Source organism: Pleomorphomonas sp. PLEO (assembly GCF_041320595.1).
GTDB lineage: Bacteria > Pseudomonadota > Alphaproteobacteria > Rhizobiales > Pleomorphomonadaceae > Pleomorphomonas.
Map to the genome: position 1 here is coordinate 1,534,315 of NZ_CP166625.1, position 15,780 is coordinate 1,550,094.

10 protein-coding genes and 1 pseudogene are annotated in these 15,780 nt (G+C 62.0%); 6 read left to right on the forward strand and 5 right to left on the reverse strand.

Annotation, left to right across the window (positions count from 1 at the left end):
* Positions 1-24: 24 nt before the first annotated feature.
* From AB6N07_RS06810 to AB6N07_RS06820, 3 genes are all read right to left on the reverse strand, one after another.
* On the reverse strand, positions 25-3,123 hold the full coding sequence (locus tag AB6N07_RS06810; RefSeq protein WP_370677050.1) for an efflux RND transporter permease subunit: 3,099 nt from the start codon (positions 3,121-3,123) through the stop codon (positions 25-27).
* Positions 3,120-4,529 (reverse strand): efflux RND transporter periplasmic adaptor subunit, encoded by a 1,410-nt coding sequence (locus tag AB6N07_RS06815; protein WP_370677051.1) that lies wholly within the window; start codon positions 4,527-4,529, stop codon positions 3,120-3,122. Before AB6N07_RS06815 ends, AB6N07_RS06810 begins: the two co-directional genes overlap by 4 nt.
* Before the next feature lie 270 nt (positions 4,530-4,799).
* Positions 4,800-5,204, reverse strand: a complete 405-nt coding sequence (locus AB6N07_RS06820) for a PH domain-containing protein (protein WP_370677052.1) — start codon at positions 5,202-5,204, stop codon at positions 4,800-4,802.
* Positions 5,205-5,351: 147 nt separating this feature from the next.
* On the opposite strand from AB6N07_RS06820, the gene AB6N07_RS06825 reads away from it, so the two are divergent.
* From AB6N07_RS06825 to fhuB, 5 genes and pseudogenes are all read left to right on the forward strand, one after another.
* The gene (locus tag AB6N07_RS06825) at positions 5,352-6,551 is read left to right on the forward strand and encodes an IS256 family transposase (RefSeq protein WP_370675511.1); all 1,200 of its coding nucleotides are present in this window, start codon (positions 5,352-5,354) and stop codon (positions 6,549-6,551) included.
* A 352-nt stretch (positions 6,552-6,903) separates the two neighbouring features.
* A pseudogene (locus AB6N07_RS06830) lies at positions 6,904-7,092 on the forward strand (VOC family protein); the annotation flags it as partial.
* Positions 7,093-9,375: 2,283 nt separating this feature from the next.
* Entirely contained in the window at positions 9,376-10,185 is an 810-nt protein-coding gene (locus AB6N07_RS06835; protein ID WP_370677053.1) for an ABC transporter ATP-binding protein, read from the forward strand.
* Between the two features lie 11 nt (positions 10,186-10,196).
* Complete coding sequence (locus tag AB6N07_RS06840) at positions 10,197-11,090, forward strand: iron-siderophore ABC transporter substrate-binding protein (RefSeq protein WP_370677054.1); 894 nt, start codon at positions 10,197-10,199, stop codon at positions 11,088-11,090.
* 17 nt (positions 11,091-11,107) lie between these two features.
* Complete coding sequence (gene fhuB / locus AB6N07_RS06845; RefSeq protein ID WP_370677055.1) at positions 11,108-13,087, forward strand: Fe(3+)-hydroxamate ABC transporter permease FhuB; 1,980 nt, start codon at positions 11,108-11,110, stop codon at positions 13,085-13,087.
* Between the two features lie 12 nt (positions 13,088-13,099).
* Here fhuB and AB6N07_RS06850 read toward each other — a convergent pair whose 3' ends face one another.
* Positions 13,100-14,353, reverse strand: coding sequence for an argininosuccinate synthase (locus AB6N07_RS06850; RefSeq protein ID WP_370677056.1), 1,254 nt, complete (start codon positions 14,351-14,353; stop codon positions 13,100-13,102).
* Between the two features lie 128 nt (positions 14,354-14,481).
* On the opposite strand from AB6N07_RS06850, the gene AB6N07_RS06855 reads away from it, so the two are divergent.
* A complete protein-coding gene (locus AB6N07_RS06855; RefSeq protein WP_370677057.1) occupies positions 14,482-14,952 on the forward strand; it encodes an Lrp/AsnC family transcriptional regulator in 471 nt (156 codons plus the stop codon).
* A gap of 54 nt (positions 14,953-15,006) precedes the next feature.
* Here AB6N07_RS06855 and fhuF read toward each other — a convergent pair whose 3' ends face one another.
* Entirely contained in the window at positions 15,007-15,723 is a 717-nt protein-coding gene (gene fhuF, locus AB6N07_RS06860) for a siderophore-iron reductase FhuF (RefSeq protein ID WP_370677058.1), read from the reverse strand.
* Between the last annotated feature and the right edge of the window lie 57 nt (positions 15,724-15,780).

Consider the following 15,780-nt stretch of genomic DNA (forward strand, 5'->3'; position numbering starts at 1 on the left):
CTTCGGGTCGGGGCATCCTTGCAATCACTCCGCCGGTGACGCTTCCGCCGCCGGGGCTTGCTTTTTGGCGAACAACGAACGGAGCTTCTCGCAGCCGACGAAGATCACCGGCGTGATGTAGAGCGTCAGCAACTGGCTGACCAGGAGGCCGCCGACCACCGCCACGCCGAGCGGCTGGCGCAGCTCGGCGCTGGCACCGTGGCCCATGGCGATCGGCAGAGTGCCGAGCAGGGCGCAGAAGGTGGTCATCATGATCGGCCGGAAGCGGCGCGTCGCCGCCTCGTGGATGGCCTCCATCGGTTTGGCGCCGTCCTCACGCATCAGCTGCAGGGCGACGTCGACCATCATGATGGCGTTCTTCTTGACGATGCCGATCAGCATCAGGATGCCGATCAGGGCGATGATGGACAGGTCCATGCCGGTGAGCTTCAGGGCGAGCAGCGCGCCAAGCGCCGCCGAGGGCAGGCCCGACAGGATGGTCAGCGGATGGATGAAGCTCTCGTAGAGCACGCCGAGCACCACGTAGATGGTGAGGATGGCGGCGATGATCAAAAGCGGCGTGTTGGACGTCGACTGGGCGAACACCTGCGCCGTACCGGCGAAGGCGGTGAACACGGTGGTCGGCAGGCCGATGTCCTGCTTGATGGCGTCGATGCGGCTGGTGGCGGCACCGAGCGACACGCCTTGCGGCAGGTTGAAGGAGACGGTGATCGAGGTGAGCTGTCCCGTCTGGTTGACGGTGACCGGGCCGGACTGCCGCTCGACGGTGGCAAACGCGGTCAGCGGCACCAGCGTTCCGGTGGTGCTGGAGCGGACGCGCAGCTCGGACAGCCGGTCGTTGCTCCAGTCGAGCGTCGAGGCGTATTCGAGGATCACCGAATAACTGTCGCCGGTCGATTGGATGTCGGCGACCGATTGCTCGCCGAAGCCGTCGCCCAGCGTCTTGCGCAGGGTGGCGGCGTTGATGCCGAAGCTTTCGGCCCGGTCGCGGTCGATGATGATGCGGGCCTGCAAAGCGTTGTTCTGAAGGTCGGTGGCGACGTCGGTGAAGGTGGCGGTGTCCTGGGCCATGGCCAGGCGCAGCCGTTCGGCCCAGTCGGTGAGCTGGCTGGCGTCGAGCGATTGCACGACGAGCTGATACTGGCTCTGGCTGGAGCGACCGCCGAGGCGCAGGCTCTGAACCGGGGTGACGAAGCTCTGTAGGCCGACGATGTGGCCGAGCGACTGGCGCAGCCGGCCGACCACCACGTCGAGCGACTCACGCTGAGCCGCTGGTTTCAGCTGCACGTTCATACTGGCCGAATTAATCTGCGAGCTATCGACCCGAGCATTGACGTGGTCGACGGCCGGATCGCGGCCGACCACGTCGGCGGCCTGCTTCTGGAGGAGCGCCATGGCGTCGTAGGAAATGTCCTGGCGCGCCTGGGTGGAGATGGAGAGCTGGCCGATGTCCTCCTGCGGCAGGAAGCTCTTGGGCAGGTCGGCGAACAGCCAAGCGGAGCCGGCGAAGGTACCCAGGAACACCAGCACCATGGGCAGCGGATGGCGCAGCGTCCAACCGACGCTTTTCGAATAGCCCTTGAGCACCTTGGAGAAGCCGATATCGAACAGGCCGGCGGGGCTGTAACGGGACGGCGGCGTGCCGATGTTGGCGGGCAGGCGGGCGGCCAACATCGGCGTCACGGTGAGCGACACCAGCGCCGAGGCGGTGATGGCCAGCGACACCACCATGCCGAACTCGGTGAACAGCCGGCCGACCACGCCGCCCATCAACAGGATGGGCATGAAAACGGCGATCAGCGACAGCGACATCGAGATGATGGTGGAGGTGACCTCGCCCGAGCCCTTGAAGGCGGCCTCCATCGGGCTCTCGCCCTGTTCGATGTGGTGGACGATGTTCTCCAGCATGACGATGGCGTCGTCGACGACGAGGCCGACCGATAGCGTCAGCGCCAGGAGCGACATGTTGTCGATGGAATAGCCGAGCACATACATCGCCCCGAAGGCGATCAGGATCGACAAGGGCACGGCGATGGCCGGAATGGCGGTGGTGTAGAGTTTGCCGAGGAACAGGTAGATGACGAGGATGACGAGGCCGATGGTGAGAAACAGCGTGAATTTGACGTCGGCGACGGCGGCGCGGATCGCCACCGAGTTGTCGTTCATCAGCGACACGTTCACCCCGGCCGGCAACTGGCTGGTGATGGCTGGCAGCGCCGCCTTGATGGCGTCCACCACCTCGACGGTGTTGGCGTCCGGCTGGCGTTGAACGGCCAGTGTGATGGCGCGCGTGCCGTCATACCAGCTTGCCTGATCGCGGTTCTCGACGCTGTCGATCACGTTGGCGACGTCGCCCAGGCGGACAGGACCGGCCTTGGTGGTGGAGACGATCAGCGGACGGAAGCCGGCGGCCGAAGTGAATTGGGTTGGCGCGTCGAGTGTGATGGTCTGGGCCGCATTGTCCATGCTGCCGACCGGCGACTGGTTGTTGGCATTGGCGATGGCGGTGGAGAGCTGGTCGAGGCCGATGCCGCGGGCGGCGAGGCGGTCGGGGTCGGCCTCGACGCGGACGGCGTATTTCTGCGAGCCGAAGATCTGCGCCTGGGCGACGCCGTTGATGGTGGAGATGGCCGGCGACAGTACGTTCTGAGCCAGCGAGTCGAGCTCGGTGAGTGGCACCGTCGGCGAGGTGACCGAGAGCAGCAGGATCGGCGTATCGGCCGCGTTGACCTTCCGGTAGCTCGGGTCGGAGGTCATGTTGTCGGGCAGCTTGCGGCGGGCGACGTCGATGGCCGACTGTACGTCGGCGGCGGCGCTGTCGATGCTGCGGGAGAGCTCGAATTGCAAAGTGATGGATGTGGAGCCGAGCGAGGAGCGGGCCGAGATGGTGTCGATGCCGCCGATGGTCTGGAATTGCTTGATCAGCGGCGTCGCCACCGCCGTGGCCATGGTCTCGGGCGAGGCGCCGGACAGTTGGGCCGACACGGTGATGGTGGGGAAGTCGACGCGCGGCAGGGCAGCCACCGGCAACAGGCGATAGGCGAAGAAGCCGGCGAGCGACAGGCCGATCGCCAGGAGAATGGCGGCGACCGGCCGCCGGATGAACAGGGCGGGAAGGTTCATGGCTGCGCCTCCGCCGTGCTCGTCGGCTTGCCGGCCTTGTCGCCATGCGTCTTGTGTTTGCCGGTAGCCGGCTGGCCAGTGCCTGGGTTGGTCGCGTCCGGCTTGGTCGCGTCGGGATTGCCTGCGTCGGGATTGCTAGCCGCCTGAGCCGAAGCGTCGATCACCTTCATGCCCTCGGCAAGGCGCACCTGTCCTTCGACCACCACCCGCTCGCCGGCCGTGATGCCGGCGGTGAGGCCGGACCGGTCGCCGGCCGACAGCGCGACGGTCACCGGGCGGACGGTCACCGTGTTGTCGTCGCCGACGACATAGACGACATTGCCCTGCTGCGTTGCCTGCAAGGCGACGGTGGGCACCGCCACCACCGGCGTCGACCCAATGGCGGCCATAACGGCGATCGACTGACCGGGTACCAGTTTGTCGGCGACACCATGCAAGGTTGCCCGGGCGGTGAAGGTGCCCGAGGTGGTGTCGACGGCGGCATCGATGAAATCGACGGTACCGGTAAAGGTGTCGGTGGTGCCGAGCGGCGAGACGTCGACCTTGATCGGCTTGCCGGCGGCGCGCGCCGCCCGCACCAGCGAGGTGTCGCTTTCGGACAGGGCAAAGCTGGCATAGAGCGGGTCGGTGCGGGTCAGGCGGACGATGGCCGTCGCCGGCTGCACAAAGCTGCCGATCACCACTTCGACGGCGCCGAGGCGACCGTCGAAGGGGGCGCGGATGGTCTTCTGATCGAGCGTCACGAGGTCCGATTTCAGCGTCGCCTGGTCGACGGCGACCGTCGCCTCGGCGGTCTTGACGGTGGCGTTGGCGTCTTCCAGCGACTGTTGCGATACCGCTTCGTTGCTGAGGAGCCTCTGCTGGCGGGCGGCCGTCTCCTTGGCGTGGTCGAACGTCGCCTGATCACGGGCGAGCGCTGCCTGGTCCTTCTCGACGGTGGCCTCGGCGATGCGGCTGTCGAGGCGGATCAGCACGTCGCCCTCGTGCACGTCGGCACCGTCGGCCACCAGGATTTCCGTGACGAGGCCGGAGGTCTCGGTGGTCACCGTCAGATTGGCCGGCGAGGTGATGGTGCCGATGGTGCGGCGCTCGATCGGCATGTCCTCGGCGCTGGCCGCCACGGTGGAAACGCGCGTCGGGCCGCCGGAGCCGCGGCGACCGCCGCCGCCCTGGCCCGATGCCTTGCCCGCGGTCTGTCCGGCGCCATCTCCAGCGGCATGCTGGCGGTGACCGCCGCCGGTGGTGCTCGGATCTTTGATATCGGGTGGCGCGGTCGGTGCCGCGCTCGGCGATACGGCGGCGAACGCCTGGGAAACATAGGGCGCGGTGACGGACACAATGTCATCGCGCCAGTAAAGGCCGGCCGCAATCGCGGCGACCAGAATGATTCCGAGCGTCTTCTTCATCGCCGATAGTCCGTTTCGTTCTCTGAACGGTCCGCGCGCGCCCTCGTTGGGAGGCCAAAAGCGTTTGCGTATCCGTCCTGCCCGCCGCCGAGGCATCTTGGGAGGTGATGCCAGCCTAAGCGGCTTCATGTTGCGAATGTGAGAACAACTGTGGCAAATCCTGGAAATCCAAGCCGCTGATACAGATTGATGCACTTTTGTCGGCGATGGCCGATGTGATCCGATGCGTAAGCAGGGCCCAGATACGGAGGTGGCGCGCTTTGAGGACGCTCACAGGGCTGCCGGCTGCTGAGCTTGCTGAAGCAGAGCGAACACGGTTCGCACCTGATCGATACCGATCAATTGAGGTATCGGATCGAAGGCTGGCGACCAAGATGTCGAAAAACCTCTACGACCGAAGGTGGACCGCGCCCCTTCAAAGCGGATGGTTCCGCTCCCATTGGCTCCCTCAATGAGGTTGACCACGCCGAGCTCGTTGAGCGGCACCGCCGTGACCTTTGGGAACGGGCGCGTTCTTGCAACGAGTACGCGTTTATTGGTGATCGCATAGACGGTATTCCTGCGCGCCCAAGCATCGGCAAAAAAGCGGCCGGCGATGAGATAGAGGCCGATGACGACGAACGGTATTCCCCACAGTTTCAAGAGGACCGGCGAGGACGTCGTCAGGACGGACACTTCCCAGAAAATGGCAAAGCCACCCCAGACAAGCCCGAAGGGGAGATGCCGTCCATAGTCGTTGTGTAGGTCCTGAGTGAGGTGGTCACCGGCAATGTTCGGTAGGGTCTGGTTGCTAACTCCAACTCCAGACCGAAGAGACCACCGATGACCAAGGACATGATGAACTTCCGCGACCTCGTGGAACAAGCCCCTGACGCCGACATTCTGCGCGAGATGATAGGCTTTGCCGCCGAACGGCTGATGGAGTTGGAGGTCGGCACCGTGACGGGCGCCGGCTATGGAGAGAAGGATCCGTCACGCCGCGTCCAGCGCAACGGCTACCGCGAGCGTGATTGGGAGACGAGGGCTGGCACGGTCGAGCTCCGTATCCCCAAGCTGCGCAAAGGCAGCTATTTCCCAGGCTTTCTCGAACCTCGCCGCATGGCTGAGAAGGCGCTGACGGCCGTCATCCAGGAAGCCTACATTCAGGGGATCTCTACACGCTCGGTCGATGATCTGGTCAAGGCCATGGGCATGTCCGGCATCTCCAAGAGCCAGGTGTCGAGATTGTGCGAAGAGATCGACGACAAGGTGAAGGCCTTCCTCGATCGACCGATTGAAGGCGACTGGCCTTACCTGTGGATCGACGCCACCTACCTCAAGGTTCGCCGAGGTGGGCGTATCGTCTCGGTGGCCGTCATCATCGCCATCGGCGTTAACACCGATGGCCGGCGCGAGGTTCTGGGGCTGGAGATCGGCACTTCCGAGGCAGAACCGATCTGGACCGAGTTCCTGCGCAAGCTGACCCGACGTGGATTGCGGGGCGTCAAGCTGGTCATCTCCGACGCCCACGAAGGCATCAAGGCGGCCGTCTCCAAGGTGCTCAGCGCCACCTGGCAACGCTGCCGAGTCCACTTCATGCGCAACGTGCTGGCCCATGCCGGCAGGAGCGGTCGCCGCGTCGTCTCTGCCTTCATCGCCACGGCCTTTGCTCAGGAGACCGCCGAGGCCGCCAGTACCCAATGGCGTGCCGTTGCCGACCAGATCCGTCCCAAAGTCCCGAAACTGGCCACGATCATGGATGACGCCGAAGAGGATGTGCTGGCCTACATGACCTTTCCGAAAGAACACCGGGCGAAGCTGCATAGCACCAACCCGATCGAGCGGCTAAACGGCGAGATCAAGCGACGCACCGAAGTGGTTGGCATCTTCCCAAATGACGAAGCGATCGTTCGTCTCGTCGGGGCCTTGCTGCTGGAACAAAACGACGAATGGGCCGTCCTACGCGCTAGATACATGACGCTGGAAACCATCGCGCAGATGGGCAATGATCCCTTCGTCAGCTTGCCGGCAGTGACAAACTGATCAAGCAGGCCCGAGCCGAACTTAACGGTGACCAGCAGCGCCAGCTACACCACGCCAAGGGACACGATCCGAAGGGGATGAGAAACCAGTCCTGCGAACTGACGCGAAGTCCGGGATCTGGTCTGGCCGACCACAGAGTTTTCTCATTCGGAAGAAGCAGTGAGTCAATCTGAGATGCGACCATGGGCGGGTCTCCTATCTCTGGTCGGACAGGACCAAGCTCATCGCCAATAAATCACGTGGGCTAGTGGCTGCATAGGCTATGGGCCATATTCAGGCGATGGAAGCCCGGTGAAGAAACCGGCTTGATTGCGCACCGACGGGTTGGTGTGTGTTATTGCGAGGAGGTGACGTGCCGGATCTCGTGACATGCCTTTGGTTGGACCATGCGAAGCCAGGAAAGCGGCGGAGTTTTACGCCGCAACCTTTCCCGACAGTCATGTCGGCCGCGCCTGGTGACTTCCCCGGTGACAAGGGCGGCGTTGAACTGACCGTGGAATTCACGGTGCTGGGGCGGCGGTTCGTCGGCCTGAACGGCGGGTCTTCGCTGCCCAATTGGCCGTGTTCGACACCTGGGGCGGCCCACGCAAGTAAAGCCCTAGTCTTTCCGGCTCTGGTCACTGCCTAATGCAAAACATCGCTGAGATGGTGGGTGTCGGCCTCGACCAGCTCGACGCGCATTGAAGGCATTTTGCTATCCCTAGCGATACCAGGCGGTGCCAGACGTCAGTTTGTAAACAGAAAAAAGGATGATTGCGAATAAGGCAAACGACACAAATAAAAATGTAACTATGCTGTTGACCAGAAAAATGAAAATTACCTCCAAAATAATCGGCGCCAAAATGCCCCAAGCAACGAGATATAACGCTCCCCGGACTCTAGAAAATATAGATATATATCCTTTTTCTGCTCCACAATTGAGGCAGATATTGGAGTTTTTCTCAACCGCAGAGAGGCAATAGGGGCATGTGGCCATATCATCTAACCATTAAGAAATTTTCAGGAAGCAGGTGGAATGAGTTTTTTCATAAAACGTATCGAATATTTGTCTTATGAATAAGTATGAGATGATCTTCGATGTCTATTTGTGCTCCTTTCGTAATTTTCATTTGTTGTCTCTGTGGTTGGTATATATTCCGCATACATATTTATTCTATTTAATCTCTGAAGCAAATATTTCCTCATGACGATTCCGGGAGTGGAGGCTGCCGGAACTGACATGACTTTTTCTATTTCAAATTCTATTTTACTTTCAATGTCTTTCGATTCGGCTTCACTCATAATGAGAGAGCTGTATATTACTATATTTTTCAATATTAATGACGAAACAATTCGTATTTCTTTGTCGATTTTTGTGCATTGCTCAAGTATGATTGATACTCGACGTTCCTGAATTTTTGGATGCAATCTGACGTCTCCATCTATTTTATTTCTTACGTCAAAATATGTTTATTATTAATTGAATTGGTAGTATTATGAAAATTTCAGAATATATCTCAGATATATATTCTGTGTAATATACGCTAATATTTCTGAGTACAGTACCTAAAGAAAGTATTCCTCTCAGGTCTAACTGTGTCGCCTGTTGGATTGGCTGTCCCTGTTGCGTATCAACGAGGCATGTTGGTGAGAGGGTGCGGCGACGCGGCCAAAGCCGAGCCGCCACACCAGGGGGCGCCGACGTCAAGGCAAAATGGGGGCGTTTCGGCGCTGAAAAAATCTTGCAACATCAGATTTAATACACCTATAGCATTCTATGACGCTTCCGAATCGATATTCTCGATGCGGAAAGTCCAATTCCCATTTTGCGAGTCTAGTAGGCAAAAACTACCCACCAACCGTCTAGATATATGATATATCTCGGCGATAAGTCTTATTATTACGCTGAAAATTGCATTTCAAGTGAAAAATAAACTTATCCAGATAGTACCTATGTCTTTCGTTGACATTGCAAAATTATAGATATGTAATAAAATATGCGTTTCTAAAATTTACAATATATATAGCCTCCGCTTTTGGCGAGGCAACATTGTTAATTTGCGATTTATTGCCGCTAAAAATTAATATTAACGCGTTATCTATCGAAATGGCCACATCTAATCAGATATCTTTACTTCCTTTTTGTTGGCGGGAGTGCCTTCAAGCCGATGCGCAAAAAGGAGGATCTGCCATTTACTTGCGCACTCGCAATGCTAAACGGCAGATGTGCTCGGTAGCACGCCCCGGGCCGCCATGTTGCGAATTGCAAAAAATATCATTGTCTTAAGTGCGGATGATGGCTTCGGCCTTTGTGTATGCCCGATATCGGCTGCCGACCATCCGTCTCCGGGGGGGGGGTATCGACGTCGAATTCGAGGTTTGACGAGAATCGGTCTCTATTTGTCTTCGCCATTCCGGCGCGCCGCCCACCACCGATGATCCGAACGAATACCTATGCGAATGCGATGCATTTGCAAAAATGACTATGCTGCCCTACAGGACCTAGAGCGCTATTCGATCTGATTGAATCAGATCGGCTCTCTAGGTTCTTGTTTTGAAAGCATCATCTTGTCGATCCTCGTTTCACTCCGGTCGGATGATGCGCCAGCGGTCACGGCGAGCCCAGCAAACATCCATCCGATTGCTTGGTGTCGTTCCTCGCACGGGGGGGCGTCAGCGCCGGTCCAAGATCTATGTGCCGTGCCAAGCGCGGGTGAAGGCCGTGGCGACCCTCACAGGCTTTTAAACTTGACTTATAATCTCAACTTTGAGATTTGCGAAGGATCGGCCCGCCGCGTCGGGGCGATCGAGTTCCGGCATTGATGGGGCCCCTTCGGCCTTGATCATGGATAGCGCCACGACCTGTTCATCGAGGGGTAAGCCCAGCGTGTTCTCCATCTCCAATCTCGGCGTCTCCATTGGGGAAACCCCGCTTCTCAAATCCATTTCCGCCGCGTTCACGCCGGGCGAGATGGTCGGGCTGATCGGTCACAACGGGTCGGGCAAGTCGACGCTGCTCAAGGTGCTCGCCCGCCAGATCGAGCGATACGTGGGATCGGTGACCTACGACGGCAAGCCGATCGCCGCCATCGAGCCGCGCGCCTTCGCGCGGCAGATCGCCTATCTACCGCAGCACAACGGCGACACCGGCCAGATGACGGTGCGCGAGCTGGTGGCTTGCGGCCGCTATCCCTGGCATGGCGCTCTCGGCCGCTTCGGCGAGGAGGACGCCGGCAAGGTGGAGGAAGCCATGGTCCGAACCCACATCGACAGGCTCGCCGACCGGGTGGTGGCGACCATGTCGGGCGGCGAGCGCCAGCGCGCCTGGCTGGCCATGCTGGTGGCGCAGAACAGCGGCTTCCTGCTGCTCGACGAGCCGACCTCGGCGCTCGACATCGCCCATCAGGTCGAGGTGCTCTCGCTGATCCGAGGGCTCGCCCACGACAATGGCCTCGGCGTGGTCATCGTGCTGCACGACGTCAACATGGCCGCTCGCTTCTGCGACCGGATCCTGGCGCTGAAGGGCGGTCGGCTGCTGATCGACGCACCGTCGGAGGCCATCATGGACAGCCGGCTGCTGGGCGAGATCTACGGTTTGAACATGGGCATCACCCGCCATCCCGAGCTCGGCCTGCCGCTCGCCTACGTCAGTTGAGTGGTCCGATCATGGTGGAACATATATCGCTTCTTTCCAGACGGGCCTTTCTGGCGGCGGCCGGCATCGGCCTATGGTCGCTGCCGGCCCGCGCCGGCGCCGAACGGCAGCCGCGCGTCGTCAGTCTCGATTACGGCCTGGCGTCCACGCTGTTGTCGCTGGGGCTGACGCCGGTCGGTATCGCTGGCGTCGCCGATTGGGGCAAGTGGGTGGTCGAGCCACCGCTGCCGCCCGAGGTCGCCGATGTCGGCGACGCGGTGATGGTCAATCTGGAAGCGCTGACGGCGCTGTCGCCGACGCTCATCCTGTCGACGCCCTATCTCGACGGCCTCACGCCGGTGCTGGAGAAAATCGCGCCGGTCTTGCGGCTGTCCGTCTATGACGCCAGCGGCGGCGCCGTTCTACCCAAGGCCGAGGAAGCCACCCGCGTGCTGGGCGATCACCTCGGGCGGCGCGCCGAGGCCGATGCCTTTCTTCTTGGCGCCGACAGGCATTTCCAGCGATGCCGCGATACGGTGCGGGCGGCTGGTGCGCCGTCGGTGGCGCTGATCAGCTTTCTCGATGCGCGGCACGCCCGCGTCTACACGGCGCCCGGCTTGTTCGACGACACGCTCGCCCGCATCGGCATGCGCAATGCCTGGCCTCGCCCCGGTCAATACTGGGGCTTTGAGACGATCAGTATCGAGGCGCTTGCCGAGATCGACGCGCCGGACGCGCATCTGATCGCGTTCGAGCCGTTGCCGCGCGAGGTGCTGCCGACTTTGCGGCAAAGCCCGATCTGGACCAGCCTGTCCTTCGTGCGCGACGGCCGCTTCGCCGTGCTGCCGGAGACGCTGATGTTCGGCATGGTCAACGAGGCGATGCGCTTTGCCGGCCAGATGGCCGATTATGTGGGGCGGGTGTGATGAGGGATTCAGTTCCGATGTCGCCATCGCGTTGGTTCCGGCATCCCGCGCCGTTCGCGGTGGCTCTTCTGGCGCTGGCGGGATGGTTCTCCTGGCTGGAGATCGGTCCGCTTCTCACCGTCTGGCAGGACGGCCAATCGCCCATATCGGGCCTGATGCTGATGAACTCGACCTTGCCCCGGCTGGCGGTCGCGCTTCTCTGCGGCATCGCGCTGGGGCTGTCCGGCGCCCTGTTCCAGTTCGTCCTGAAAAATCCGCTGGCCTCGCCGGCCACGCTCGGCGTTTCGGCCGGCGCCAATCTGGCGCTGGTGGTGAGCATGCTGTTCGCGCCCGCCCTGATGGGCTTTGGCCGCGATGTGGTCGCGCTGGTCGGCAGCGGCGTGGCGGCCGGCGTCGTGCTGCGCCTCGGCGCCCGGCGGGATTTCTCGCCCTTCGTGCTGATCCTCGCCGGCCTCATCGTGTCGCTGTGGTGCGGCGCGCTGGCCGCTATCCTGATCCTGATGAACGACCGCTATCTCGCCGGCCTGTTCATATGGGGCGCCGGATCGCTGTCGCAGCAGAGCTGGCAACCGGCGCTGTCGCTCGCCCCGAAGCTGCTGATCGCCGCCGTTCTGGCCGGCTTGATGATCCGGCCGTTGTCGCTGCTCGAAGCCGGCGACGTGACGGCGGCGGCGCTGGGCGCCCGCGTGCCACGCTTGCGCTTCCTGGCCATTGCCATTGCCGTGGCGCTCGCCGCCTTCGTGACCAGCACGGTCGGGGTGATCAGCTTCGTCGGTCTGGTGGCGCCGGCCCTTGCCCGGCTGACCGGTGCGCGCCGGCCGGCCGCCGTCCTCCTCTGGTCGAGCGTGTTCGGAGCGGGCCTTTTGTCCGCCACCGACGGTCTAGTGCAATGGATGACCGGGGCGATGAAGGACTTCGTGCCGACCGGCGCGGTGACCGCCGTCATCGGCGCGCCGCTGTTGCTGGCGCTGCTCGGCGGGCTGAAGGCGCGTCACCGGCCGCTGCCGGCGGCCGGCGGCCATCAGGCGGCGCGGAGCATCGAACGGCGTGGCAGCGGGCGCTGGGTCGTCCTTGCCCTGGGCTTTGTCCTGCTGCTGGCGCTGGCGATTTTCATCGGCCGCGCGCCTCTCACCGGCGGATGGAGCTTGCCGCCGGCAACCGTCCTCAGCGATATTGTCGCGCTGCGCCTGCCACGCGTCCTCGCCGCCCTGGCGGCCGGCGCCATGCTGGCGGTGGCCGGCGTCATTCTGCAGCGGCTGACGGGTAACGAGCTCGCCAGCCCGGAAGTCCTGGGCATCAGCGCCGGCGCGACCGTCGGCGTCACCCTGTTGCTGTTCGTCGCCGCCGTGCCGACGCTGCCCTTGCAACTCGTCTTTGCCTCGGTCGGCTCGCTCGCCGTTCTCGCCGCCATCTTCGCGCTCGGCCTCGGCACGCGTTTCGAGCCGGAGCGCCTGCTGATGGCCGGCGTGGCGCTGAGCGCGCTGGTCGACGCGGTGTGCGGCGTCATCGCCGTCAATGGCGATCCACGGGCCATGGTGCTGTTGCGCTGGATGAGCGGCTCGACCTATTCGGCCAGCCTAGAGCTTTCCATCACCGTGCTGGCGGTCGGCGCTCTTCTCACCGTCGCCGCTCTGGCCATGCGGCGCTGGCTCGATATCCTGCCGCTCGGAGCCGAGACGGCCTCGGGTGTCGGCATCGATCTCGGCCGCGCCCGCTTCCTGCTGTTCCTGGTGGCCGGCATCCTGAGCGGCGCGGCGACGCTAGCCGCCGGTCCGCTCAGCTTTGCCGGATTGATGGGGCCGCATATCGCCAGGGAACTCGGCTTCAAGCGGGCCGGCGGGCAGATCGTCGGCGGAGCGCTGGCCGGCGCCGGCATCCTGGTGCTCGCCGACTGGGCCGGGCGTACCCTCGCTTTTCCCTATGAAATGCCGGCCGGTCTGGTGGCGGCGCTGATCGGCACGCCGCTGCTGCTGGCGCTGATCCGGGGGCGAGGGTGAAAAGCTATCGGATCAGAACGTCGACATAAGCTCCGATCCAAGCAGGCTCTGGCTTTTGCCATTGCGGGCCGCCCAGTTTTTGAGGCGCAGCCCGTTGAGTTTGATGAAGCCTTCGGCGTCGTGATGGTCGTATGTGCCCGAACCCTCTTCGAACGTGACAAGGTCCAGCGAATAGAGCGAATGGGCTGAGACGCGGGCGATCACATTGGCCGATCCCTTGTAGAGCTTCACCGTGACCTCGCCGCTGACGTAAGTCTGGCTGTGATCGATCAGGGCCTGCAGCATTTCCCGCTCGGGGGAGTACCAGAAGCCGTTGTAGATCAACGCGGCGTAACGCGGCATGATCTCGTCCTTCAAGTGAGCGGCGGCCCGATCCAGGGTTATGGATTCGATGCCGCGATGAGCGGCCAGCAGGATCGTGCCGCCCGGCGTCTCGTAGACCCCGCGCGACTTGATGCCGACAAAGCGGTTTTCAACGAGGTCGACCCGTCCAATGCCGTGCTTGCCGCCCAACTTATTGAGCGCTGTGAGGAGGGCGGCGGGTGTCATCGCCTCGCCGTTCAGGGAGATCGCATCTCCCTTCTCAAAGCCGACGACCACGATTTCCGGCTCATTGGGCGCATCCACGGGATCGACCGTGCGCTGATAGATATAGGCGGGCGCGATCTCGGCCGGATTTTCCAGAACCTTGCCCTCCGTCGACGTATGCAGGAGATTGGCGTCGATGGAGAACGGAGCCTCTCCCCGCTTATCCTTGGGCACCGGAATCTGATGCATCCGGGCGTATTCGATGAGTTCCGTGCGCGACTGGATGCTCCACTCGCGCCAGGGGGCAATGATCCTGAGCGACGGATCGAGCGCATTGGTCGCCAATTCAAAGCGAACCTGGTCGTTGCCCTTGCCGGTGGCGCCATGGGCGATGGCATCGGCGCCAACCTCTCTGGCTATGCCGACGAGATGTTTGGCGATCAGCGGGCGAGCGATGGACGAGCCAAGCAGATATTGCCCCTCATAGAGCGCGTTCGCCCGGAACATCGGGAAGACAAAGTCCCGGACGAACTCTTCACGGACATCGACGATGCGAATGTCTTTAACGCCAAGCGTCTCGGCCTTTTGACGCGCTTGTTCCAACTCATCGCTCTGTCCGAGATCGGCCGTGAAGGTCACGACCTCGCATTGATAGGTTTGCTGCAACCATTTGAGGATGATGGAGGTGTCCAGACCTCCCGAATAGGACAGCACGATTTTCTCTATCTTTTGGGGCATCGACCTTCGTCTCCGGATTGAATGCCTGAAACGATAGGCCAACCTATGCGCAATGAGCTTGCAAAGAATTCAATAATGTGAGTTAAATTGGAATATTATGCCAAGCTACGGCATTATGGAGCTATATTGTGTCTGTGATTTTGGATGGGATTGATCGACATATCCTGAGGGTCCTTCAGCGGGAAGGGCGCATTTCCAATATCGATTTGGCGAAAGAAGTGGGGCTCTCTGCTTCACCGTGCCTACGCCGTGTCCGGCTGCTGGAAGAGGCGGGTATCATTGACCGCTACGTTGCCGTTCTCGATCCGACAAAGGTGGGCGCGGGGCTGACGGTATTTGCCCGCGTCTGGTTCAAGACGCAGGATGCCGAGGTTACTCTGCAATTCGCCGAAGCCATCAGGCGGTTCCCGGAAGTCATGGAGTGCTACCTGACGACAGGAGAGTGTGATGCCGTGCTGCGCATCGTCACCGCCGATCTTCATAGCTATTGGCGCTTTCAGGCCGACCACCTGACGCGGATTCCGAGCGTGCTGAACGTCAAGACGGATGTTCCCATGGAAACGCTGAAGCGCAGTTTCGAGTTGCCTTTGGCGCCGTAGTCCTCACGGCGCTGATGGGGCCAGTGTTCTGGCGACCTCAAAATCGCCTTTGAGCTATTGCCGGCCCAGCGGTAGCGGGCAGGCCTCGCCACAGCCGCCGACGCCCGGCACCATGTAACGCAGGCAGCAGACCTTGCGCTGCGTCAGCACGGCGTTGCCGTCGGCGTTCGGCAGGGGCTTGATCAGCCCGTGCAAGGGATTGTCCGAACCGTCGGGAAGCGTTTTGGCAAACAGCGCCAGGCCCTCGGCCTCGTCGTTGCCGGGGTCGAGTTCGCGGACGATCCAATTGAGGTAGCCGGCGGCGTTGCACCATAGGAGGCGCGGCGACAGGCGGCAGTGTCCGCTCAGGAAGTCGATGGCCGGTCGGAGGTGACCCTCGATCATCGGGGCGAGCGCCGCGGTGATCGGAAGCCCCGGGACGATGTTGCCGGTGCCGGCAAGGACAAAGGCCTTGGCCATCCCCGACTCCGGGGTGGCGACCAGCGACGTCTCCTCAAGCGCCAGCGGCAGGACAAGACCGAGCCGCCGCCACAGGACTACGGGGGCGATGGTGAGGGTAGAGAAATAATAGAGCGACCATAGCGACACCACGGCACGGCGATCGGTGTCGGGATATCGGGCGGCCAGACGGGCGATGGTGCTGTCAAAGCCGCTGGTGGTGAAGAGGTCCCGGCAGTCCATCACCTCGTCGCCCGGTGGGGCGTCAAGGCGCAGCTTGCCCGTGAGGTAGCCGGCCAGCGCCGGTTCGGCGCGGGCCAACAGGTCATCCATCCGGCGCGGATCCGAGGGATCCGCGCCGGATGAGTTTCCATTCAACGCGGCCGTCAT

Coding starts and splice junctions, on each gene's coding strand:
- AB6N07_RS06810 (WP_370677050.1), bottom strand. CDS start 3,123: ATGAACCTTCCCGCCCTGTTCATCCGGCGGCCGGTCGCCGCCATTCTC.
- AB6N07_RS06815 (WP_370677051.1), bottom strand. CDS start 4,529: ATGAAGAAGACGCTCGGAATCATTCTGGTCGCCGCGATTGCGGCCGGC.
- AB6N07_RS06825 (WP_370675511.1), top strand. CDS start 5,352: ATGACCAAGGACATGATGAACTTCCGCGACCTCGTGGAACAAGCCCCT.
- AB6N07_RS06835 (WP_370677053.1), top strand. CDS start 9,376: ATGGATAGCGCCACGACCTGTTCATCGAGGGGTAAGCCCAGCGTGTTC.
- AB6N07_RS06840 (WP_370677054.1), top strand. CDS start 10,197: ATGGTGGAACATATATCGCTTCTTTCCAGACGGGCCTTTCTGGCGGCG.
- fhuB (WP_370677055.1), top strand. CDS start 11,108: ATGTCGCCATCGCGTTGGTTCCGGCATCCCGCGCCGTTCGCGGTGGCT.
- AB6N07_RS06850 (WP_370677056.1), bottom strand. CDS start 14,353: ATGCCCCAAAAGATAGAGAAAATCGTGCTGTCCTATTCGGGAGGTCTG.
- fhuF (WP_370677058.1), bottom strand. CDS start 15,723: ATGGATGACCTGTTGGCCCGCGCCGAACCGGCGCTGGCCGGCTACCTC.